This is a genomic window from Gemmatimonas sp., assembly GCF_027531815.1.
In the GTDB taxonomy this organism is placed as follows: Bacteria; Gemmatimonadota; Gemmatimonadetes; order Gemmatimonadales; family Gemmatimonadaceae; genus Gemmatimonas.
On record NZ_JAPZSK010000004.1, the window covers coordinates 476,760 to 498,762 of the forward strand.

At 67.4% G+C, this 22,003-nt stretch carries 16 protein-coding genes; 7 read left to right on the plus strand and 9 right to left on the minus strand.

Features of this window, described 5'->3' with window-relative positions:
• Entirely contained in the window at positions 1–1,275 is a 1,275-nt protein-coding gene (locus tag O9271_RS05860; RefSeq protein WP_298267055.1) for a VWA domain-containing protein, read from the minus strand.
• A gap of 122 nt (positions 1,276–1,397) precedes the next feature.
• Here O9271_RS05860 and O9271_RS05865 point away from each other — a divergent pair, with 122 nt between their 5' ends.
• The 6 genes from O9271_RS05865 (at position 1,398) to O9271_RS05890 (ending at position 9,045) form a co-directional block, all read left to right on the plus strand.
• A complete protein-coding gene (locus tag O9271_RS05865) occupies positions 1,398–2,735 on the plus strand; it encodes an MFS transporter (RefSeq protein WP_298267057.1) in 1,338 nt (445 codons plus the stop codon).
• Between the two features lie 2 nt (positions 2,736–2,737).
• Positions 2,738–3,481 carry a 4'-phosphopantetheinyl transferase superfamily protein gene (locus O9271_RS05870; protein WP_298267059.1) on the plus strand — a complete coding sequence of 248 codons (744 nt, stop codon included), beginning with the start codon at positions 2,738–2,740 and terminating at the stop codon, positions 3,479–3,481.
• 125 nt (positions 3,482–3,606) lie between these two features.
• Complete coding sequence (locus tag O9271_RS05875; protein ID WP_298267060.1) at positions 3,607–5,658, plus strand: Ig-like domain-containing protein; 2,052 nt, start codon at positions 3,607–3,609, stop codon at positions 5,656–5,658.
• Positions 5,655–6,146, plus strand: coding sequence for a hypothetical protein (locus tag O9271_RS05880; RefSeq protein ID WP_298267064.1), 492 nt, complete (start codon positions 5,655–5,657; stop codon positions 6,144–6,146). Before O9271_RS05875 ends, O9271_RS05880 begins: the two co-directional genes overlap by 4 nt.
• Positions 6,147–6,157: 11 nt before the next feature.
• Complete coding sequence (locus O9271_RS05885; RefSeq protein WP_298267066.1) at positions 6,158–6,547, plus strand: IPT/TIG domain-containing protein; 390 nt, start codon at positions 6,158–6,160, stop codon at positions 6,545–6,547.
• Positions 6,544–9,045, plus strand: a complete 2,502-nt coding sequence (locus O9271_RS05890) for a dockerin type I domain-containing protein (RefSeq protein ID WP_298267069.1) — start codon at positions 6,544–6,546, stop codon at positions 9,043–9,045. Before O9271_RS05885 ends, O9271_RS05890 begins: the two co-directional genes overlap by 4 nt.
• A gap of 40 nt (positions 9,046–9,085) precedes the next feature.
• Here the strand turns inward: O9271_RS05890 and O9271_RS05895 are convergent, their stop codons facing one another.
• Positions 9,086–11,194, minus strand: coding sequence for a TonB-dependent receptor (locus O9271_RS05895; protein WP_298267071.1), 2,109 nt, complete (start codon positions 11,192–11,194; stop codon positions 9,086–9,088).
• Positions 11,195–11,245: 51 nt separating this feature from the next.
• Entirely contained in the window at positions 11,246–12,700 is a 1,455-nt protein-coding gene (locus O9271_RS05900) for a magnesium chelatase (RefSeq protein WP_298267074.1), read from the minus strand.
• 362 nt (positions 12,701–13,062) lie between these two features.
• On the opposite strand from O9271_RS05900, the gene O9271_RS05905 reads away from it, so the two are divergent.
• Positions 13,063–13,269 (plus strand): hypothetical protein, encoded by a 207-nt coding sequence (locus O9271_RS05905; protein ID WP_298267076.1) that lies wholly within the window; start codon positions 13,063–13,065, stop codon positions 13,267–13,269.
• Positions 13,270–13,350: 81 nt separating this feature from the next.
• On the opposite strand, the gene O9271_RS05910 is transcribed toward O9271_RS05905, so the two are convergent.
• The 6 genes from O9271_RS05910 to O9271_RS05935 form a co-directional block, all read right to left on the minus strand.
• Positions 13,351–14,454: a glycine cleavage T C-terminal barrel domain-containing protein gene (locus tag O9271_RS05910; protein ID WP_298267078.1), complete on the minus strand. Its 1,104-nt coding sequence runs from the start codon at positions 14,452–14,454 to the stop codon at positions 13,351–13,353.
• A gap of 130 nt (positions 14,455–14,584) precedes the next feature.
• Positions 14,585–15,163 carry a hypothetical protein gene (locus O9271_RS05915; RefSeq protein ID WP_298267080.1) on the minus strand — a complete coding sequence of 193 codons (579 nt, stop codon included), beginning with the start codon at positions 15,161–15,163 and terminating at the stop codon, positions 14,585–14,587.
• A gap of 41 nt (positions 15,164–15,204) precedes the next feature.
• Entirely contained in the window at positions 15,205–16,494 is a 1,290-nt protein-coding gene (locus O9271_RS05920; protein ID WP_298267082.1) for a Xaa-Pro peptidase family protein, read from the minus strand.
• 61 nt (positions 16,495–16,555) lie between these two features.
• The gene (locus O9271_RS05925; protein ID WP_298267085.1) at positions 16,556–17,035 is read right to left on the minus strand and encodes a hypothetical protein; all 480 of its coding nucleotides are present in this window, start codon (positions 17,033–17,035) and stop codon (positions 16,556–16,558) included.
• Between the two features lie 177 nt (positions 17,036–17,212).
• Positions 17,213–18,607, minus strand: coding sequence for a RagB/SusD family nutrient uptake outer membrane protein (locus tag O9271_RS05930; protein WP_298267088.1), 1,395 nt, complete (start codon positions 18,605–18,607; stop codon positions 17,213–17,215).
• A 19-nt stretch (positions 18,608–18,626) separates the two neighbouring features.
• Complete coding sequence (locus tag O9271_RS05935) at positions 18,627–21,911, minus strand: SusC/RagA family TonB-linked outer membrane protein (protein ID WP_298267090.1); 3,285 nt, start codon at positions 21,909–21,911, stop codon at positions 18,627–18,629.
• Between the last annotated feature and the right edge of the window lie 92 nt (positions 21,912–22,003).

Sequence of the window (22,003 nt, forward strand, 5' to 3'; positions counted from 1 at the left end):
TCAACTCACCCGTTTCGTTCGCTTCTTCAGGAAGTCCATGAGTACGAACTGCCCCAGGCTCATGGTGTTCGTGAAATAGGCCTTGCCTCGACTGATCTGGCTCATCTGCTTCACGAACTCCACCAGGGCCCGGTCGCGCGCCAGCATAAAGGTGTTGATCATGATGTTGCTCTTGCGGCAGGCGGCCACCTCGCGCAGCGTCTCGGCAATCACATACCCGTCGAGCCCCATGCTGTTCTTGTAGATGCGCCCGTCGGGCAGGCTGAGCGCGCTCGGCTTGCCGTCGGTGATCATGATGATCTGGCGCATGTCCTTCTTCTGCGCCATGAGAATGCGTCGCGCCAGCTTGAGCCCTTCGGCCGTGTTGGTGTGGTAGGGCCCCACCTGGGCCTTGGCGAGCGTGGCAATGGGAATCTCCTCGGCGCTGTCGTGGAACAGGACAACGCGGATCGTGTCGCCGGGGAACTGCGTCTTGATGAGGTGCGTCAGCGCCAGCGCCACCTTCTTGGCCGGCGTAAACCGGTCCTCGCCGTACAAAATCATGCTGTGTGACGTGTCCAGCATGAGCACGGTGGCGCAGCTCGAGCGATACTCACTCTGGCGCACCATGAGGTCCCGGTAATCGAGATCGATGGGGACATCGAGTGAGCCGGTGCGCCCCAGGGCGTTCGCCAGCGTCGCCGGCACGTCCAGGTTGAGCGTATCGCCGAACTCGTACGGCTTGCTCCAGGCGTCACTTTCGATGCCGGTGGACAATTGCGGGGTATCATGGCTGCCCAGGCTGGACTTGCCGAAGCTGCCCAGCAGATGTCGCAGCGTCTTGAAGCCCAGAAAGTCGACGCCCTTGTCGGTCAGGTTGAACTGCACGTCACGCGCCGCCGCCTGCGCAATGGATCCCTTCCCGGTGACGGGCTGATGACCGGCGGGCACATTCGCGCCCTGATCGGTGGTGAGGAACCCGTCCTGAATGAGGCGCTGCACCAACCCGTCCAGCAACTCGGCCAGCTTCTCCTCGCTCACCTCATCGCCCTCGCCGCGCAGCGCCTGGAGCATCTCCGGGGTGAGCTGGCCGCTCTCGATGAGCGCGCGGAGGATGGCCTCCTTGAGCGACTCCACCGACCGGTCGGCATCTTCGCCGGGGTCCCCCCAGTACCCCTGGTCCCCCCCGGCGAACCCTGACTGCAGCAGGAAATCGGCGAGTTGGTCGAGCAGCGACTGCAAGTCGACGGCGTCGGCCAGCTGGGGATTGAACTTGGTGTACGTATGGAACCGCATGGGGCATCTCCGGAAAGGTCGCTACGTTGCAGCACATACTCTACGCACGATACCCGGCGCGCGATCCCGATTTTTCCCGAAACTGCTCCCGCTTTGCGCTCCACCCGGCATCCCGTTCCTGCGTGACCGCGCCCGGACCAGCCGCTTCGGTGCCCCTGACGGCGCCGAGAGCATCGGCCAACCCCTTCCGCATTCTCCGGCGCCACCGGAGTTACCGCATCTTCTGGATCGGGCAGACGCTGTCGCTGGTCGGGTCGTGGATGCAGGCGATGGCCGTCGGGTGGCTCGCGCTGGAGCTGTCCAATTCCGCGTTCGTCGTGGGCCTCGTCGCCAGCGTGGGTGCGCTGCCCATCGTGCTCTTCGGCATGCATGCGGGTGCGCTGGTGGACCGGGGCAACCGTTTCCGCATCGTGCAGGCCACGCAGGCGGTCTTCCTGGTGCAGGCCTGCGTCCTCTGGTTGGTGACGCTGAGCGGTCAGGTCACCATTCCCATTCTCCTGCTTCTGCAGTTCGTGCAGGGGGTGGCGAGCGCGGTCGAGATTCCGGCACGGCAGAGCATGGTGATTCAGCTGGTGGGTCGGGAAGACCTGCAGCCCGCCATTGCCCTCAACTCGAGCGGCTTCAATCTGGCGCGCGTGGTGGGGCCTGCCATCGGGGGGGCGGTCATCGGCTCGCTGGGCATCGCGTGGTGCTTCGGACTCAATGCGGCCAGCTTCGGCGCGGTGCTGCTGGGACTGGCCCGCATCAGCAGCGCCGAACTGCTGGCCCCCCCGGCGGGAACGCCCCCAACCGGGGCGCTTGCTGACGTCGTTACCGGGGGCACTCGACGCGTGACACTGCCGCAGGTGCTGCGCGACACGACCGCCAGCGCTGCCGATGGGCTGCATTATCTCCTCCGTCCCGGCCATGCGCGTGACCTGCTGGCGCTGGTGACGGTGGGCGCGGTCTTCGGCGGACCGTATCTCACGCTCCTGCCCGTGATGGCACGCGATCAGTTGGGACTCGATGCCGGCGGCTACGGCGGGATGCTGGCCACGGTGGGGGTGGGGGGACTGCTGGCGGCGCTGCTCGTGGCCGGCCCCATTTCGCATCGTCCGCGCAAGGGGGGCGTGCTGATGTCGGCGGCGATCGCGTTTCCCCTGCTGCTGCTGGCATTCGCCTATACGCGCCACGTCCTGCTTGCGTACCTGCTGCTCTTCTGCTCGGGGCTCGCGATGATCATGTGGAATGCCCTCTCGAATGGTATGCTCCAGCTCATGGTGGAGGAACGCTACCGCGGCCGTCTCATGGCCTTCTACGCCCTCGTGTTCGTCGGCTTGTCGCAGGCGCTCGGCTCGCTCGGGATCGGCGTCGTCGCCCGCCTCATCGGGGCACCGGCCGCCATCGCGTGCTGCGCGCTGGTGCTCCTGGGCGCGAGTCTTGTCACCATGCGACGGGCATCCTTCTGGCGGCAGGTCTAGCGATGCACCAGGGGCTGCCGCACCCGTGGCCGAGGGAGGACTGGAGCGACTGCGCCGCCGATCAGGTCGTGGTGCTGCTCGCTCGCCCGTCTGCGGTGGACATCAGCACCGACGATCTGCTGTCGGTGCTCAGCGCCGACGAACAGCATCGCGTGGCGCGCCTGCGCCGCCCGGAGGATCGGCGTCGCTCGGCCCTCGGCAGCGCGCTGAGTCGGTCGCTGCTCGGGCAATGGATTGACCTGCCGCCCACGGCGGTTCCACTCGCGCGGACCCGGGAGGGCAAGCCCATCCTGACCCCGGCCGCCGCATCCTCCGGTCCCTGGTTCAATGTCTCGCACTCCGAGGACGTCGTGCTGGTGGCCTTCTCGCGCTTCGGACGCGTTGGCGTGGATGTCGAGGAACCCCAGCCACTCGATGACCTGTTGTCGGTGGCCGCCACGGCGTTCGTGGCGGCGGAGGTTGAACAGGTGCGGGCGGCGACCGGGGAGGAGCAACTTGCCTGCTTCTATCGCCTGTGGACGCGCAAGGAAGCGATCGCCAAGGCGCTCGGGATCGGACTCGTGGGGCTCGACCGCATTTGCTGCGACGGCGCCGAGCATGAGCGCAACGCGTTGCGATCGTTGACGATGGAGGGGGAGGAGGCCGCCGCGTGGTGCGTGCGCACCCTCCCCCTGCCGGGAACGCCGTTCCCGGCGGCCATTGCCTTCGAGGGGGGCGGCAGTGGTGTCGTGGTGGTCAGCCTCTGATCCGAACGCGACGTTTATGGCGCTCGTCGCACGTTGGAGCAACGAGGCCCATTCGCAGGGTGGATGAACGGACGTCTACCCTGTAGTGTACCGGAGTCGTCTGATTTGCCCCTCCCTCCATGCCCATGCGTGCCCTTCTTCGTGTGATTCGGTTTGCGCCGGCGACGCCACGTGCCATGCGTTCCCCCGCCGGTGGTCGCGGGTGGTCCAGCATCCTGCTGACCGCCGTCGCGGCCACGATCACCGCCTGCGGTGGTGATCCGGCAGAGCCTGATGTGCCAGCCGTGGTTACCGTGACGGCGACCGGATCCACCTCCGTGACCTCGGGATCCACGGTCCAGCTCACTGCTGCCTATCGAGACAGCAAGGGCCGGCCGGTCGCGAACCCGTCCATCACCTGGGGGTCTGCCGATGCCACCGTGGCCACGGTGTCAGCCACCGGGCTGGTGACCGGTGCCAGGGCCGGTACCGCCGCCATCACCGCCACGGTGTCGGGCACGACGGGTAGCCTGCCCATCACGGTCACCGCGGGTGTTGCGGCGAAGCTGTCGGTGGTCCGACAGCCGGCCGGTGCCGCCCAGCGCACCCCGCTGCTCATCCAACCCGTCGTCGAGGTGCGGGATGCCGCCGACAACCTCGTGACGTCGAGCACCATCGCGGTATCGGTGACGACCAACATTGGGGGGGTCTCCGGGACCACGACCATTCCGGCGCAGCAGGGGGTGGCCCGCTTCACCGATCTCGCGCTGCAAGGCGTGGCAGGCTCGCGCACGCTGCTGTTCACCGCCGGCAATCTCATCACCGCGGCGTCCGACGGTATCGATCTCGCGCCTGGCCCCGTGTCGAGCATCGCACTGGCGAGCTCTGCTCTCCGTCTGCGCAGTGGCGTCCCGGCCGGCGCCAACGGCGTCGTGGCCCAGCTGCGCGATCAGGACGGTAACGCCGTGGCGCTGAGCGGGCGACGCGTGGTGGCTGCCGTCACGGGTGGCATTGGCAGTACCACCGTGAGCGGTACCACCGCCACGACCGATGCGCAGGGGCGGGCCGTCTTCAGTGCCCTCACGGTGACCGGTACGGCCGGTACCCGCTCGCTGGCCGTGACGGCGGATTCCATCACCACACCGGCCACGGCCACGGTGACACTGGGCGGCGGCGTCCCCACCCGTGTGGTTATCGATCGCGATGTTCCCGCCACCATCGATGCCGGTATCGCGATGCAGCCGGCGCCGGTGGTTCGGCTCGTCGATGCGTTGAACAACTTCGCGGAAGAGCCCGGGGTGACGATACGCGTCACCAGCGACGGGGCGACGTTCGTTCGCGAGACCGCCGTTACCGACGCAGTGGGGCGCGCCACCTTCACGGGGCTCACCTTTGCCACGGGGGCCGGGACGCGGACGCTGCGTTTTGCCGCCGACGGTCTCACTGCCGCGACCTCCCGCACGGTCGCCGTGGGGCCCATCGACACCACCACGCAGCCCATTCGTATCGTGACGGCGCGTTCGGAGGCCGACACGTCGGTGCGGGTGATCGAACTCGACAACACGACCTCCGCGCTCACACCGTTTCTGCTGACGCGGGACCTGCAGGGACAGCCCACGAGCCCGGCCAGTGTGCGGTGGGTCTCGCGCGATCCCTCGGTGGCCACGGTGTCGGCGGATGGCCGCATTACCGGCGCCGGCGCCGGACGCACGTTCATCGTGGCCCAGGCCAGTCGAACCAGCAGCGTCGCCGATTCCCTGCTGGTCTTCGTACCGAAGAGCGGCACCGGTCCCATTCTCCGGGCCACCCTGCCAAGCTATCGCATCACCACCGACACGTTCTCGATCACCATCGAAATCGTACCGCGTGATGGGCGCCCGCTGACGGCGGCGGACTTCGAGGTGGCGTGGCCGGGCAATCGGGCCTTCCTCTTCTCACCGTTCAATGTGACCGGGTTCACGCTGCTGCGCCCCGGCATGTTCACCCAGCAGGTCGACCTTGCCCAGTCGTTGCGGGTGACCTGGGCCAGTACCACACCGGTGACCGGTCCCGTCCAGCTCATTCGTCTGCAGGCGCGGGTGAACCAGCGCAGTCAGGGCAACCAACTTGTTATCACGCTCAATCAGTTGCTGCGGGGTGACCTCACCGATGTCACGGCGGCCACCTCGATCTTCAATCCGTCGGTGATCATCCCATGATGTCCTCTGCCCTGGTTCCCCGCCTCGCGATCCTCGCCGTCGTGCTCACGGCCGGTGCCTGCCGCCGCACCGATCTCACCGACGCCGTGGTGCCCGTGGCGGCCACGTCGCTATCGCTGCAGGCGCGCCCCATGAACGACAGCGTCTTCGTCGACGTTGTGCTGGGAGGCGCGGCGCCCCAGACGCTTGGCAGCATCACCGGTGAAGTGGCGCACGCCGGCGACTGGACGTTCGTCCAATGCGAGGCGCAGCAAGCCGATGCGCTGCTGGCCTGCAAGGCGCATGGCGCCACGGTACGCGTTGCGGCCGCCTGGGCCGCCGGTACCCACGCCGGGGCGCTGGTGCGGCTGGCGTTCGTGCGCGCCACACCCTCCGCCACGCCCACCTTCATGCTGGCGGTGTCCGAAGCGCATGGGGCGCGTGGCATGGCCGTGCTGGACAGCGTCGAAGTCAAGCGACAGAGCGTCGTTGCCGGCGGTGCGCCGTGACACGTCCGGCCTTGTCGACCCTCCCCGGTCCAGCGCTCGCAACGGCCATGTGGCTCGTGGCCTGTCACGCCCGCCCCAGCGGCGCGCCGCTCCTCACCAGCGTCACGCCCACCGCGGTCACGTTGACGGGCGGCGCCGTGGCGATGGTCACGGTGCGGGGCCGTGGCTTTGACTCACTCAACACCGTGCACTTCGGCCGCCTTCGCGTGCCGGGCGTGCCGCGCACCAACGACAGCACGATGCGATTTGCCGTTCCTGCCGACGATGCCTTCCTCCCCGGTCGCGGAGGCGCCCCGGTGCTGCCGCTGGCGTCGGGGACGTACGACCTTCGTGTCGAGAATGCGAGTGGCATCTCCAATGCGCTCGCGGTGACCGTGACCGCCGCCCAGGGGGCCCGATGATGAACGCCGCCGTGCAGCACTTGCCGCAGCCCGCTCGCCACCGGCTCGCACGAACGGTGCTGGCGCTCCTGGTCGCAACGGTCGCTGCGTCGCCCCTGGCGGCCCAGGAACGTGAAGGGGATGCCGAGCAGCGCCGGCTGGCGCTGCTCGAGCAGTGGGACAGCGCCACGCCGTTCAATGGCGGAGGCAACGGCGTCACGTTCACCAAGTGGTTGCAGGCCGTGGGGGGGATGCGCGCGTCGGTGCGTGCGTCCGTCACGGTGCCGCAGGCACAGCAGTGGACCAGCATCGGGCCGCGCGGCCTGTACGGCGACAATGGCTTCTTCGGGTCGCTCCCGCAGCTGGACGCCGGACGGGTATCGGCGCTGGCGTTCCACCCGACCGATCGCTTTACCATGTACGTGGGGACGGCGGCGGGCGGTGTGTGGAAGAGCACGAACGAAGGATCCACCTGGGTCCCGCTCACCGATACGGAGTGCTCCCTGACGACCGGCTCCATCGCCATCGACCCGGTGAATCCTGACATCGTGTACGTGGGCACGGGTGAGGTATCTGAGGTGACGGCCGGGTGCGGGATGCTGCGCAGCACGAACGGCGGTGCCTCGTGGACGCTGTTCGGCACCGACGTCTTCACGCAAAATGCCGCCACGGCGTGGCCCATCTACGGCGTGGTGGTGGACCGTGCCAGCGCCGGCACCACCAGCGCCACGACGGTGGTGGCGGCCACCCTGCGCGGCATCATGCGCTCCACGAACTCCGGCCAGTCGTGGACAGTGGTCACACCCGCGCTCACCTTCAGCGACATCGTGCAGCATCCCACCGATGCCAACGTGATGTACGCGGCGCGCGTGGGCGTGGCCGGTAGCGCGTTTCCACCGGGGCTCTGGCGTTCGAGCGACCGCGGGGCCACGTGGGCCGCGGTGACCACGTTCCCGGTGGACTCGGTGCAACGCATGGAGATCGCCGTGTCGCGCGCTCGTCCCGGCAGCGTGTGGATGCTGGCCGGGCGACCGGACCAGCAACTCGGCGGCGTCTGGCGCTGGGATGACGCCACGTCGTCGCGCACGACGCTCGATGCCGTCGGGCCCCGATTGCCCGAACCGAATGGCCGACTCAACTTCGGCACCCAGAGCGGCTACAACCTCATGATCGCCGTGGATCACGCCGATGCCAATATCGTCTACATTGGCGGCGTGCGTGCGTACCGCAGCATCGACGGCGGGGCCACGTTCCGTGAGATGGCCGAGCGTATTCACGTCGACTGGCACGCCATCGCGGTCGATCCGAACAACCCGCAGCGTGTCTTGTCGGGGAACGATGGTGGCGTATTCCTCTCGCGCGATCGCGGCGCCTCCTGGAGCGCACTCAACGCCGGGCTTACCACCACGCTGCATTACCCCGGCATGTCGCTGCACCCGACCGATCCGAGCGGGGTGCTGACCGGGCTGCAGGACAATGGCACGATCATCACGCGCAACGGCATGCTGCAATGGAACGGCGTGTTCGGTGGCGACGGATCGTTCACCGCCATCGATCCCCAATCGCCTACCACGTACTACGTGTCGAGCCAGCGCGGCAACATCAACCGTGTGAACGCCACGACCGGGCAGATCACCCGCGCGTCTATTGACACGCTCCAGGATCTCCGCCGCGCCTTCATCACGCCGTTCGTGCTCGACGTGACGCGGCCCACGCGCCTGTACTACGGCGGGTCGCGCGTGTTCCGTACCGACAACCAGGGCACCACCTGGGTACCCATCTCGCCCGACCTCACGCGCGGTACCGGGGTCATCAACGCCATTGCCGTAGCACCGACGGATTCCAACGTGATCTACGTGGGGACCACCGACGGCAACGTGCGCGCTTCGCGCGACTACGGCATTACGTGGCTGGCGCCGCAAACCACGTTGCCCGCGCGCAGCATGACGGACTTCGCGGTGAAGCCCACTGATCCCAACACCGTGGTCCTCACCGTTGGCGGCTCGGGAAGTCCCCATGTGTACCTGTCCCGGGATGCGGGCGCCACATGGAACGACATCTCCGGCTCGCTCCCCGATGTCACCACGCAGGCGGTCGCCTGGGGCCCCGACAACCGGTTGTACGTGGGTAACATGTTCGGCGTGTACGAAAGCGCCAACGAAGGGCGGTCGTGGACGCGTCAACCGGGCATGCCCACCATTCGCATCACCGACCTGGTGTACAATGCCCGCACCAACCGGCTGGTGGCCGCCACCTACGGTCGCGGCATCTGGGCGTACGACTTCGCCACCGGGGCCGCGGTGCTGCGCGGCGATGTCAACGGCGACAATCAGGTGGATGCAGCCGACGCCCTGCTCATCCAGCAGGCGCTGGCGGGGATTCAGCTGCCGGCCACCGTAACCCTCTTCCCCGCTGCCGACGCCAATTGCGACGGACGCATGCAGGTGCTGGACGCATTGCTCGTGCTCAGGCACGCGGTGGGTGAGAACACCGGGGCGTGCGTGGGGACACGACGCTGACCGGGCCGCCGCCTCGCCCCGCGGCGAGGCGGTGCGCTGTTCATGACCCCAGCGTGAGTCCCACGCGCAGCGTGCGCCCGGGTTGGGGGAGTCCGCACTGATCAAAGGCGGCACGATCGCCCACATTGTCGATCGCCAGCAGCGCCGTGAGACGCTGCAGCAGGCCGCGGGTACGAAGGGCGAACGTGCGGGTGATCGCGGCGTCGCCGATCGTCTGGGCCTTGAGCCTTACCTGTCGGCCCAGGTCGGGGTGCTGGCAGTACTGCGCGCCGATATGTCGGGCCATGACACTCCCGCGAACACCAAGGACGGTCGGTGAGGTCACCGCCAGCGACGCCCGCCGTTCCGGGTTGTGCTCGGCGCGACGTTCATTGTTCGCGTTCCCGGCGATCGTCCGGTCGTACACCCGGATGCGCTGCAGGGTGGCGTCGCCGCTGACCGTTGCCCCGCGCAGCGCGCGCGGTGTCCACGAGGCAAGCATCTCCACGCCCGCGCTGCGGATGGCGTCACGGTTCACGCGACGAAAGAGGCGATTCGGCAGCGTGATGCGCACCACGGCATCATCGAGGCGATGCTGGAAGCCCACGAGCTGGAACTGCACGCCATGCTCGGCGAATCGGCCACCATCCAGGGTGAGACCGGTTTCCACCCCCAGCAGTCGCTCCGGACGAAGCAGCGGGTTGGGATCGAAGCGGTCGAGCGCCCCGCTGTACAGCTCACGCAAGGCGGCAAAACGCGCCCGTTCGCTGGCGGAGGCGTGCAGGCGGATACCGTCGTTCACGCGCAACGTCGTGCCCAGCCGCCAGCCGGTGCGCGCAAGACGCCCCAGGGAAGGGCGACCGCCGCTTTGTGGCGTGGTGGCCTCATCGTGAACCATGCCACCGCTTACCAGCAGGCGCTCGTGAACGGGGATGTCGAGTTCCGCGCCGATACTGCCGAGGCGCTGCTCGTAGCGCGTGGCGCGCGCGGTGGCGAGCTGGGCGTCGAGCGTTTCGTCGTACCTGACGCCGGTTTCCGTGACGGCGAGCCGCAGCTGCGCGTTCCGTGGCAGCGAGTGATTCGCCGCCAAGCGATACACATCACTCACTTCGTCGCCCAGCTCGCGCGTGCTCAACGTGCGGTAGCTGCGATTGGTGAAGCTTTCGATCTCGATGTCCTGCGCGCTTCGGCCGGCACTGGCCTGGACCGACCCGAAGCCGAACGGAGTACGCCGAAGACCGGTGCCCGCGGTGAACATGCCCAGCGTGCGGGCTTGCTGCGGGTACCGCCAGTACCGTGGCGACCGAATGTGCTGTTCGGGCGCGACCCCGCGTTCGGTGTCGTAGCCGGTTGCCGTGAAGCCGGCGAACGCGCCGCTCCGGTGGTCATAGCGCAGCGTGGCAAAGCCGTCGAGCTGGCGCTGATCGGTATTGGTGCGCAAGGCGGCGTTCCCGGGGCTCCCGGCGTCGGGTAGCCCCCCCGTGAGTCCATCTCCGCCGCCGAACGCGGGCAGGGCGAAGCCATCGCGCTGGCGGTGCGTCACGCCGCCGCGTACGCGCAGCGTGCCCCCGGGGACGGCGAAGGGGCGGGCCGCGTGTAGCGAGAGCACCCGTGAGGCATACTGGTCCACCCCCGTGCCGAGTTGCAGCGATGTGGTGTGCCGGGCGCTGCGGGTGAGCGGGCCGTTCAGGTCCATGCGAATCACGCCGCCCAGCGTATTGGCGCCGCTCAGGAGTGAGGCGAGTCCGCGTACCACGACGATCTGCTCGACCCCCGTGGTGGGAATGAGCGACGGGTCGGTACGGGAGTCCCACCCCACGGTAAGCGGCAACCCGTCGAGCAGCACGGCGGCCTGCCGGGAGTCGCTGCCGCGCACCCCGATTTCCATTTCGCCCCGTGAGTTCTGGCGGACCAGCACGAAGGCCGTCTGGCGCAGCACATCGCCAATATGGGGGGCTGGCGCGAGTGGTACCGGGAGCGAATCGGGGCGAATGGTGACCACCGTGGCACCACCGGTCACCGACGGCGCGCGCGCGCCGCGTACGGTGATTGGCTCAATGCGGCGCGCGGTGGAGTCCTGCCGGTCCTGTTGTGCGGACAACGGTGCGGCGACTGCAACACTGGTGATTGCCGCACCGGCGACAACGGCAAAGCGACGGAAAAAGGACATGCCGCATTCTGACGACCTGTCCCTTAACCGGAGATTAACCGCCGCCTGCGCTTACCCGAAATAATCCTGGTTGGGGCGCCGGCGCGGTTCGCGCTCGGCCCGCCCATACGCGCCGGCGTCGGAGCGCGAGATCTTGCGGCGTGCCACCAGCGCTTCCAGCACGAGTTCGCAGGCCACCACGATCATGGCATCGTCGCCCTTGCGGGCGAGGCCAAGCGCCACCACGGTGTCCACCAAGCCGGGAACCAGATTGAAGCCCTTCCGTACCACGTCGATGGCGATGTCGTCGCCGACCTGCAGGGCGCTCCCCTGATCGAACCACATCACGATGTCGTCGGTGTCGAGATCTCCCGCCCGCTCGCGCAACGTGGCATCGCAGGCACGACGAATGAGCTCCCTGGCGATGGCGTTGCCGCCCACCAGCTCCCCCTCGTATTCGAGCTCGATCTTGCCGGTAATTGCGGGGAGCGCGGCATAGACATCGGCCACCCGCGGGACCGCCTCACCGTCGCCGCTCCGCAGCGCACGCTGCTCGGCGTTCGACACGACGTTCTCCATGGCGGTGATGGGCATGCGTTGCGACACGCCGCTCCGCTTGTCAATGCGCTTGTCGTCACGGGCCTCGAAGGCGATGCGCTCCACGACTTCCTCGATGAGGTCGGGGACGCGGATGTCGACGCCGTGGTCGCGCTTTGTCCACGCTTCCTGCCGGGTAATGGAGACCCCGAGCGCGACCGACTCCGGGTAATGCGTGATGATCTCGCTGCCGATGCGGTCCTTGAGCGGCGTGATGATCTTGCCGCGCGCCGTGTAGTCTTCGGGATTGGCGGTGAAGCACAGGAGGACGTCGAGTGCGAGACGCACGGGATAGCCTTTGATCTGGACGTCGCCTTCCTGCATGATGTTGAAGAGGCCAACCTGCACCTTGCCGGCGAGGTCGGGCAGTTCGTTCAGCGCGAAAATGCCACGGTTCGCCCGCGGCAACATGCCATAATGGATGGTGAGCTCGTCGCTCAGCAGGTGCCCACCGCGTGCGGCCTTGATGGGGTCCACGTCGCCGATGATGTCGGCGACCGTCACGTCGGGGGTGGCGAGCTTCTCCACGTATCGCTGGTCACGCGAGACCCACGCAATGGGGGTGTCATCGCCGGCATCAGCAATGAGGGTGCGCGCGTACTTGGAGATGGGCGCGAACGGATCATCGTTCACCTCGCTCCCGGCAATCACCGGCATCGCTTCATCGAGCAGCGAGGCGAGCGCGCGCAGGATGCGGGACTTGGCCTGACCGCGCAACCCGAGCAGGATGAAGTTGTGGCGGGCCAGCAGGGCGTTCACGATCTGCGGCATCACCGTGTCCTCGTAGCCGAGGACACCGCGAAAGAGCGGCCCGCCGTCCTGCAGGCGCGCAATGAGATTGCGGCGAATCTCGTCCTTGACGTCTTTCGGACGATTGGCGGCGTAGCCGGAGCGCTTCAGTGCGCCGAGGGTATCGGGGAGTCTGGACACGGTGAGAAATCAGGGACACGAAAACGGGGAGGCCAGGGGGCAACGGCGTCGCTCACACTCGGCGGGCCGACCCCCTCGGACCTCGCGGGGCACCAAGGCATAGCGCACGAGCCCTGCGAACGGTGCCCGCGAGCTGAGGCCAGGGGGTGCGCCCTGCTCGCGTTTCAGGAACACTGGAAAATCCATGTCCCACAAGCGCTTTCCTCGTGTCGGCACGGGTTAGGATCCGATTACGGCGTCTTGACAGCTGGGTGTGGCACCGTACATTCCTCTCGCTTGATCCCCGTCGGCACACCTGCCGGGGGGGCCGTGCGCATTATGGACGCACGGCGCACACATCGCACCGTTTGGAGTCCAACATCATGAAGCGCATCGCCCTCGTCGCCGCTGCAATCGTGCTCGCCGCCTGCTCCGCCAAGGAAGAGGCCCCCGCCGCCGACACCGCCGCTGCCGCCCCGGCCGCTGCCGCCCCGGCCATGGATTCGGCCGCGATGGCCGCTCCGGCCGACTCGGCCAAGCCTGACTCGGCCGCCGCGGCCGCCCCGGCTGCCGACACGGCCAAGCACTAAGCTGTTCGTGCAGAAAGGGGGCCGCACTTCGGTGCGGCCCCCTTTTTCTTTCCCTTCCACGGGCCCCGCAGGCCGCTCGGGTCACTCGGGGAAGGGGAGCGCCTCGACCGTGGCGGTAATGCCGTCGTGCACTCGCACCGTGTCCCCCGGCGCCACCTCCCGCCGAATCATGGCCATCGCGATCGGACCTAGACGTGGGGACAGCACCGAGCTGCGCACATCGCCGACATCCTTACCGCTGGCGTCGTACACCCGCGCAAACTGCGGGAGTGGCTGGTCCGCGCGAAGGCCACGCAGGTGGCGGTTCACATGGCCACGGAAATGCACCCGGGCCACCGTCTCCTGCCCGGTGTAGCACCCCTTGGTGAAGGAGATCGCCCCCAGGGTGTCGAGATTCGCCTCCTGCGGAATGGTGTGTTCGTCCATGTCGGCACCAAATGCCGGACGTCCCCCCTCAACGCGCGCCACGTTCCAGACGGCACGTGAGGCGTGGCGCTTCGTGGACGCCAGCAACTGACCGCGCACCACTTCGCCGTCGTGCGCGTCGGCAACGATGACGAAGCCGGGCAGGGAACCCATGACCGGAGCGCGAATGAGCCGAACCGATACCGGTCCAATGGTCCAGAGCCCATGCGACCAGACGGGCCACTCGTCGAGTGTGCCGGCCATGAGGTCGCCGAGCGGCGCGGCGCTGGGGGCACCGCCCCCCAGAGTCGCCACGGCAGCGGCCGCCCGCTCCCCATACAGCATGTAGGTGACCCACTGTGCCGACTCGTCGGTTACCTTGGCCAACCGCGGATTGATGTACTTGCGCGCCAGGTCGAGCCACGCCGGAGCGTACGGACGGAGTACGGTGAGCATGAAGCGGTCGGCAGCGGTGCGCACCACATACATGTCGCACACCACCTTCCCCTTGGGTGTCAGCGCGACCGCATGCAGCCCCATGCCCACGGCCAATTCGCTCACGTCGTTCGTAATGAGGCCGTTCAACGCCTCCATGGCCTTCGGCCCTTCGACACTGCTCCAGTGGTTCATCCCCTCGAACCAGACCGCGTCGCGCCGCAAGTCGTGGTACGCCTCGACGTCATCGCGGCTCAGCGGTTCCGGATACACCACGGGTGGTGTCTCCGCGCCGTTCGGCAGGCCGGTCGTTGAAGCAGCAGGGTTCACAGACGGATCGCTCACGAAGCTCCTTGGCGCATGGACGTTGGCGCGGTCGGTGAGTGACGAGGACGCGCGGTCCATTCCGCACGCGTGGCTGAACACCGCTTCTAGTGTAACGAGGCGAAAGAACGAATCAATCTGATGCCGTTCCTCAGAAGGCGCGCACGAGCGCCGCAAACTCGCCGGCCACGGCGGTCGTCGTCGCTCCCTGCGGTTCCCACGCGACTCGCTCGGAGGGTGGCTGACGGAGTCCGTTCAGCCGCCCGTCAATGGCCCGCCAACTGCGCATAAGTGAAGCGTCGGCTCCGAGTGGCCGGTCATCACTGCATCGAACGAAGGCGAGCGTATGGTCGAGCCCAAGCAGGGCGAGCAGCGGCTCCACCTCGCGCCGTTCGCCGTCAGCCCGTACGACGACACGATCGCCCCGACGCCCCGCTGCCTCCATTTCCTCCCGGACCGCCAAGTGCACCGGCACGCCGTGCGCCACCAGCTGGCGGTACCCCCGTTGCGCACGCAGGGCGACGAGTTCGGGAAGGGTGGGATCCCGCTCGAACTCGGCGGCGAACAGCGCCCGCGAGGCCTCCAGCAGGGTGCGCCCTGGGAGTACGGCGAGCGCCGCTGCCGTTGATCTCGGCTGGAACTCGGCCGCCGCCGCGTCGGCGAGCACATGCGCTCGCAACGGAAGGGTGTCGGCAAGAACGCCGTCGAAGGCCACGATCAGCGCGGGCATGCCAGAAAAGCTAGCAGGTCCCACACCGTCCCACGGCGATGTCAGAACGGCTCTTCGAGGCTTTCCGACTGGGGCGTGAACAGCTCGGCACCGCTCTCCGTGATGACCATGTCGTCCTCGAGACGAATGCCGAACTCACCGGGGATGTAGATGCCCGGTTCGTCTGAGAACACCATGCCGGGCGCGAGCGGCATGGTATTGCCGCGCACCAGATAGGGCCACTCGTGCCCGTCCATCCCCATGCCATGCCCCACCCGATGTGAGAAGTACTTGTAGTCGGGACCAAAGCCGGCATCGACGATCACCTTGCGCGCGGCGGCATCGACGGCTTCGCAGGGCACCCCCGGCTTCGCCGCGGCCAGCGCGGCACTCTGCGCCTTGAACTCAATCTCGAAGACATCCTTCATCCGCTGCGTCGCCTTGCCGAGGACGAACGTGCGGGAGATGTCCGAACTGTAGCCCTCCACCTTGCAGCCGCCGTCGATGAGGAGAATGCTGCCTTCCTGCACGACTTGCGGGGTGGCGCTTCCGTGGGGTAGGGCACTGTACTTGCCCACCTGCACCCCGGCACTGCCGCTATAGCCGAGTCGCTTGTGCGCGAGCTGGACGAGATCCTCGAAGTCATCCTGCGTCATCCCTTCCTTGAGCGATCGGTATGCCGCCTCGTATGCGCGCAGGGTGACCTTGCTGGCGTGCCGCATGAGGGCCAACTCGTGCGCGTCCTTCGTGATGCGGCATCCAGCGGTCACCGGCGTTCCGCTGACGGTGCGCACCTGGGGAATGTGCGCGGCGCCGTCGCTGAACTGAAACTTGACCGTCTCTTCCACCCCGATGGTGGCTGTCGCCAGGCCACGGTCACGCAGCCCCTTGCCGAAGAATGCCCACGGATCCTCGTGCTCTTCCCATGCATAGACGGTGGCGTCCATGCCGAGGGGTCCCATGGTGGCCTGCTCGAGGGCACGCTCCTCCTCGAATTTCGGCGTGACAAGGAACGGCGCCCCCTTGGCCGGAATCACCACGGCAAGCAGCCGCTCGCTGTTCCCCCAGCGCATTCCCGTGAAGTACTCCATGCTGGTGCCACCGGCGAGCATGAGGGCGTCAATGTGCTGCTCGGTCATGAGTCGCCGCGCCTTCTCCAGGCGTGCCTTGCGTTCGTCCACCGAGATGGGGACGACCCCGTCCTTCATGGGCGTGAGTGCCGCAATCGCCGGCGGCAGGTCACTGGGCACTGGCGTGGTGCTGACGTTGGCGTTGGCCTGATCGCATCCGGTCACGGCGAGCGCCGCGAGTGACGCAGAGGAGGTGGCGAGGAAATCGCGGCGAGTGGTCATGGGCAGACTCGAGGGGAGGGAAGAGAGGAAACCGTGTACACGATGGCGCACCGAGGAACGTTCAGGGCTGAATGCCACCGCCCCCGTCACCGCCGCTCGACGCGCTGGCGGCGGTGCTGGCGCTGAGGGCGAGCACAAGGACGGCTACGACGGCGCCAACGAGCCCCCAGGTGCGCTTGCGGGAGAATGTGCGCGTTTGCACCTGCTCGATGTTGGCGCGGGCGATCGTGACGGGCACTCCGTTCTGCGGAAAGCGTTCGCGGGTCTGCGTGAAGACGTCGGTGACGATCAGTTCGATCGAGTCGCCGGTGACGCGCGTGATCGGACCGTCAAGCGAGCGGACGTTCTCGCCGAGCTTCCCCTGAACCGCGGTCGATCCGGCGCCGGTGAGGAACACGGAGGATTCGCCGAGGGCGGGCGTGACATTCGTTGCGACCGGGACGTAGCGGTAGCAGCCAACGAGCGGCAGCGCGAGCGACCAGGCGGTGAGCGTGAGGGCCGTGAACGCGGCCGGGCGACGGCGATGAAACGGGTGTGCCATGGCGAATACCGGGTGCGGGTACGGCTGCAAGTTACGGCGCCGACGCGCGAGGGGTCAGAGCCACACACCAAAACCCTCCAACGAAATCGGGGGCGCCGCCAAGCGGTCGCCCCCGATCCCGTCCTCTCCATCCCTCGTACCGGCGATCACCAGCGCGCCGGGACGAGCGTCAGTCGCTTACTGGCACGCGGCCGGCCGATCCTGCGAGGGTTGTGGCGCCAGCGGGTTCTGCTGCCGCTCGTTGAACGAAATGGGGAAGAAGCACGGTCGGGTGCCCCGCGTGCTCACCCACCGATCCGCCCGGATCTGGAAGCGGTAGTGGTCGATGAGGCGACGCGCCTGCAGGAACAGCGACACGTTGCGCTCGTGAACGAGGATGTCCCGTGCCGTCACCGCGCTGGTCGGCGTCCACGCCGGAAGGGCATCCACCGTGCGGACCGCATTGATGCGGCTGGCGAACTCGGTGGTGTTGCCCGTGGCGAGCGCAGCCTCGGCGAGGATGAGCTGCATTTCCTTTGCCGACACGGCCGTCCATCCCACGTTCACCGTCGAGGAGAGACGGCAGCACTCGTTGATGTTCGCGAGCGTTACCGGATCGACCTCGTTGGTGATGGGATCGCGCATGGCGATGCCCGCCGCGCCATCTACCGGACGCGTACCCGCCGCGGTGGGGATGATGTAGCGGTTGCCGGCCCGAATCTCGAGGCGGCCGTTCATCTCGGAACCGGTCGAGAACCAGCCACCAGCATTCTGCGCGATGACGTCGAAGCGGTAGCGTGCGCTGTTGCTGCCGAAGGCAGCAATGGCGGCGGTGGCGTCGGCGTTGGCCCCGGCGTCATTGATGAGCGGCTGGGCCGGGAAACCACGCGGCGCGCGCAGCGTGGCCCACACCGCCCTCGACCACTTCGCCCGCGCCTGCATGGCCAGCAGGCGGGCCCGCAGCGGCTGGTTGTTGAGCGCCGTGGCGACCGCCAATCCCTTGCCCGTGTAGACGATGGCGGAATCGAACATGACACGCATGTTCGCTTCACCCACCGGCGCCCCACTGTTCACGCGATCGGACGAGATGATGAAGTCCTCGTAGTTCTCGCCGATCATGGTGTAGATCGTGGCGCCCAGGAAGTACGCCTGCGCGAGGTCGGCCCGGTTGCGCAGTGACCCGGTGCGATCGTACCCCTCGAGCTTGGGCAGGACATAATTGGTCATCCAGCGGGCCTGGCTCACGAACGGGTACTGTCCGTCGGTGTACTCGTTGAGCGGGTCACCGATGTCCCCCACGTCGAGCAGGTTCCAGTACTCGCGCGAACCCACCCACGTGAGTTCGTCGGCGGCGGCGCCGCTGGTGCCGGTGATCTGGTTGCCAGCCGCGTTCACCGCGCCATACAGGCCGGTCACGAGCGAGGTCGCCGCCGCTGACGCCGTCGCAATGGCGTCCTCGGTGACAGCGTTGGGGTTCTTCACTTCCGTGGAGAACACGGTGCAGGAGGCCAGCGTCATCGTCCCCAGGACCGCCATGGCGGTGCCCATGGAGCGACGGAAGCGCGTTCCCTGCGTCATGGAATGCTTCTGCATAGAGGGATCGTGCTCCGGATCAGAAGTTGAGGTTCAGCGCGAGCGAGACACGACGCGGGATCGGCAGGCCGAAGCCGTCCGTCGCGTTCTGGAAGTTGTCCTGCAGCGCACCGACCGAGCCGCGGCCGTTCTCGTTCGACTCGGGGTCCTGCCCCGGGTACCGCGTCCAGAGGAACAGGTTGCGACCGGCAGCCGTGATGCTGGCGTTGCGGAATCCGATCTTCTTGGCGAGATCGGCGCCGAAGTCGTAGGTGATGGCGAGTTCGCGCCAGCGCAGGAAGTTGCCGTTCTGTCCCTGATAGAGCCCCGGCTCCAGGAGACGACGGTAGCCGCGGATGTACGTCTCGGCCGCCTGTACACGCTGTTCGGGGGTGCTGGCCGGGTTCTGCATGACGGCCTGGATCTCCGAGAACTCGCGGCGATTGGACCCGATGGACGGGTGCTGCGAGAGTCGGAAGCCGTCGGTCAGGTTGGAGATGAGGTAGCCCGTGCGGTATTCGAGCGTGCTCTGGAACTTCCAGTGGTTGGCGAAGCTCCACGTGCCACCAAAGGCCCCGGTCCACGTGGGGATGCTCTTGCCCACGTTCTGCTCGAAGAGAATGCCGCTGCCGTCGTAGTCCGCCAGCAGGGGCTGCAGCACCGACTGCACGGCCGACGTCTGGATGTCACGGGGCTGCGCGAAATAGGCAAGCAGTTCCGCGCGCGTGGCGGCCGTGCCGCGCCCGTTGAAGTTGATCGGCAGCTGGTCGGCGCTGTTGTAGCAGGCGATGGGCCGGTTGGCCGAATTGGTGGCCGGCACCGAGCCGCACGCACCGGCCAGACGCGGCTCGTAGATGGAGCCCAGCGGGGCGCCTTCCTTGAGGTAGATGCGGTAGCGCGCGTAGCCCCCCGACACGCGGATGGGCGGCGCCCCCCCGAGGCTGGCGAGGGTCTGGTTCAGGTACGCCGCATTGGCGAACAGCTCCAGCTTGTTCGTGGCCTTGTTGATCACCTGCGAGCGCAGGCTGATTTCCATGCCGTTTGCGTCGATCTGGCCGATGTTGGTGAGCTGCGCGTTGCGGAAGCCACCCGACGTGGGGAAGGTGCGCGGCACCAGCGCGTCGTTGACCGTGCGCGTCCACGCCGTGTACTCGAGCGCGACCTTGTTGTTGAAGAGCCCCGCTTCGAAGCCGGCTTCGATTTCGGTGGAGATTTCCGGCCGTAGGTCGGGGTTGCCGAGCTGCGACGGAATGAGCCCCGACCCAACCGCGGTCACCTGCGGGGCGAAGGTCGTGAACTGGTCGAAGGCGCCCGGCTGGCGCCCGGACTGGCCGATGGCGGCGCGCACGCGGAAGGTGGAGAGCAACGTGCTGTTCCATCCGTTGCGATCCGACGGCACCACGGAGAGTGAGACCTTCGGGTAGAACACGCCGCCGGCATCCTGACCGAACGCCGACGAGAAGTCGTAGCGCCCACCGATCGTGCCGAACACCCAGTCTTTCCAGCCGATCTGCGACTGCGCGAAGTAGCCGCCGTTCACCGTGGTCAGGAACGACTCACCGGCGGTGATGTTCTGCCCGCCGGCCCCCACCACTTCGATACCCGGACCCGGGAAGAAGTTGGACGAGCCCGAGTTGGTCTCGGTGCGATTGTTGAACACCTGCAGACCAGCCACGTTACTCGTGGTGAACGGACCGAAATCGCGGTTGTAGGCGACCTTGCTGTCGAGGGTGAGCACACGCGTGCCCCCGGAGAACACCGACCGCGAGCCGTCGGGGTTGAGCGACGTGAAGCGGTCGACATCGTAACCGAACGCCGAGAAGCCGAAGTCGCGCTGCGAGGCGTAGTCGAAGCCGAACGTCGACGAGAGTGTGAGGCGCTCGGTGGCGGTGTACGACGCATCGAAGGTGCCGACGTAGCGCTGCGTGGCCGTCCGGTTCGTCTGCTGCATGGCCTCGCGCACCGTCATGAACGCCTGGTTGCCGAAGACGTTACCGGCGCCGGAGCACTTGCCCGGGGCGACATAGGTGGACGCGTTGCAGTTGGCGAGCTCGGGGCGGGCCATATAGGCCAGCGAGTTCACGCCGTAGATGTTGTTGTTGTTCTCGGGGGCTTCGTTGGCCGTGTTGTAGTAGGCGTTGTTGAAGCGGAGCCGGAGATTCTTGGTGGGCACCAGCGAGAGGTTGGCCGACGTCTGGATACGGCGCACGATGTCCTGAGCCGGGCCGAGATCACGTCCGCCGAACGGGCCGTTCTCGCGGTAGTAGCGCCCCGACGCGAAGTACGTCACGCTCTGGCTGCCACCCTGCACGCTCGTGGAGATGGTGTTGCCGAGCCCCGTCTCGGTGATGAAGTCATTGAAGACGGGTACCTCGAAGACCTCGAACGGTCGGAGCCCCGGCTTGTTCCAGAACGTCGCCAGCGAGTCGGCCTGCCCCTGACGACGCGCAAAACCAGAGTTGGGCGCGACGCGGTTGCCGAAGTCCACGGCGTCCTGCTGTAGCTGCATCGTCCAGCGCGGCGAGCTTGACGAGCCCGACTTGGTGAAGAACTGGATCACGCCGTTCGAGGCTTCGGTACCGTACAGCGTGGCCGCGGCGGCGCCCTTGAGCACTTCGACGCGCTCGATGGTGCTGGGGTCGATGTCGTCGATGCGCGACGGCGACCCGCCGCCACCGGTGCCGATGCCGAAGCCGCCGCCCGAGTTGATACGCACACCGTCGACGAAGATGATGGGCTCGTTCGACTGCGACAGCGAGGCGTTGCCGCGAATGCGGATCTTCGCGCCTTCGCCCGACAGCCCGCCCGACACGAGGCCGGAGACGCCCGGTTCGCGCGCCGTGAGCAGGTTGGAGATGTCGTTGATGGGCGCGTTGGCCGGTGGCTGGATGACCGCCACCGTATTGCCCAGGCGCTTCACCTCCGTCTTCTGACCGGACCCCGTCACGACGACCTGGTTGAGCTGGATGGCCGACACCGTGACGGCAAAGTCGCGCTTGGTGGTCTGTCCCGCCGACACGGTGACCGTGCGCGTTTCACGCGAGTAGCCAATGGCGCGCACACGCACCACGACCTCGGCGGTCCCACCCGGCACCGGGATGCCGGTGATCCGGTAGTTGCCCGAGGCGTTGGTCATGGCGCCGAGCTGCGTACCGTCGATCGTGACTTGCACGTTTTCGAGCGGCCGCTGATTAGACGCATCGGTGACACGACCTTCGACGATCGCGGTGTTGCCTTGGGCGTGGCTGGGTGCCAGCGGCACCGCCAGGACGAGCAACAACGCGGCGACGAAGCGTGTGCTTCGTGCGAGAAGAGCTCCGGGCATTCCTTAGCCTCCTGCAGGGACGAGATGAACCGGGGACCGGGTGCAGCGACAAGACGGCAATTGTACGATGCCGAACCGCAGCGGGCAATGAC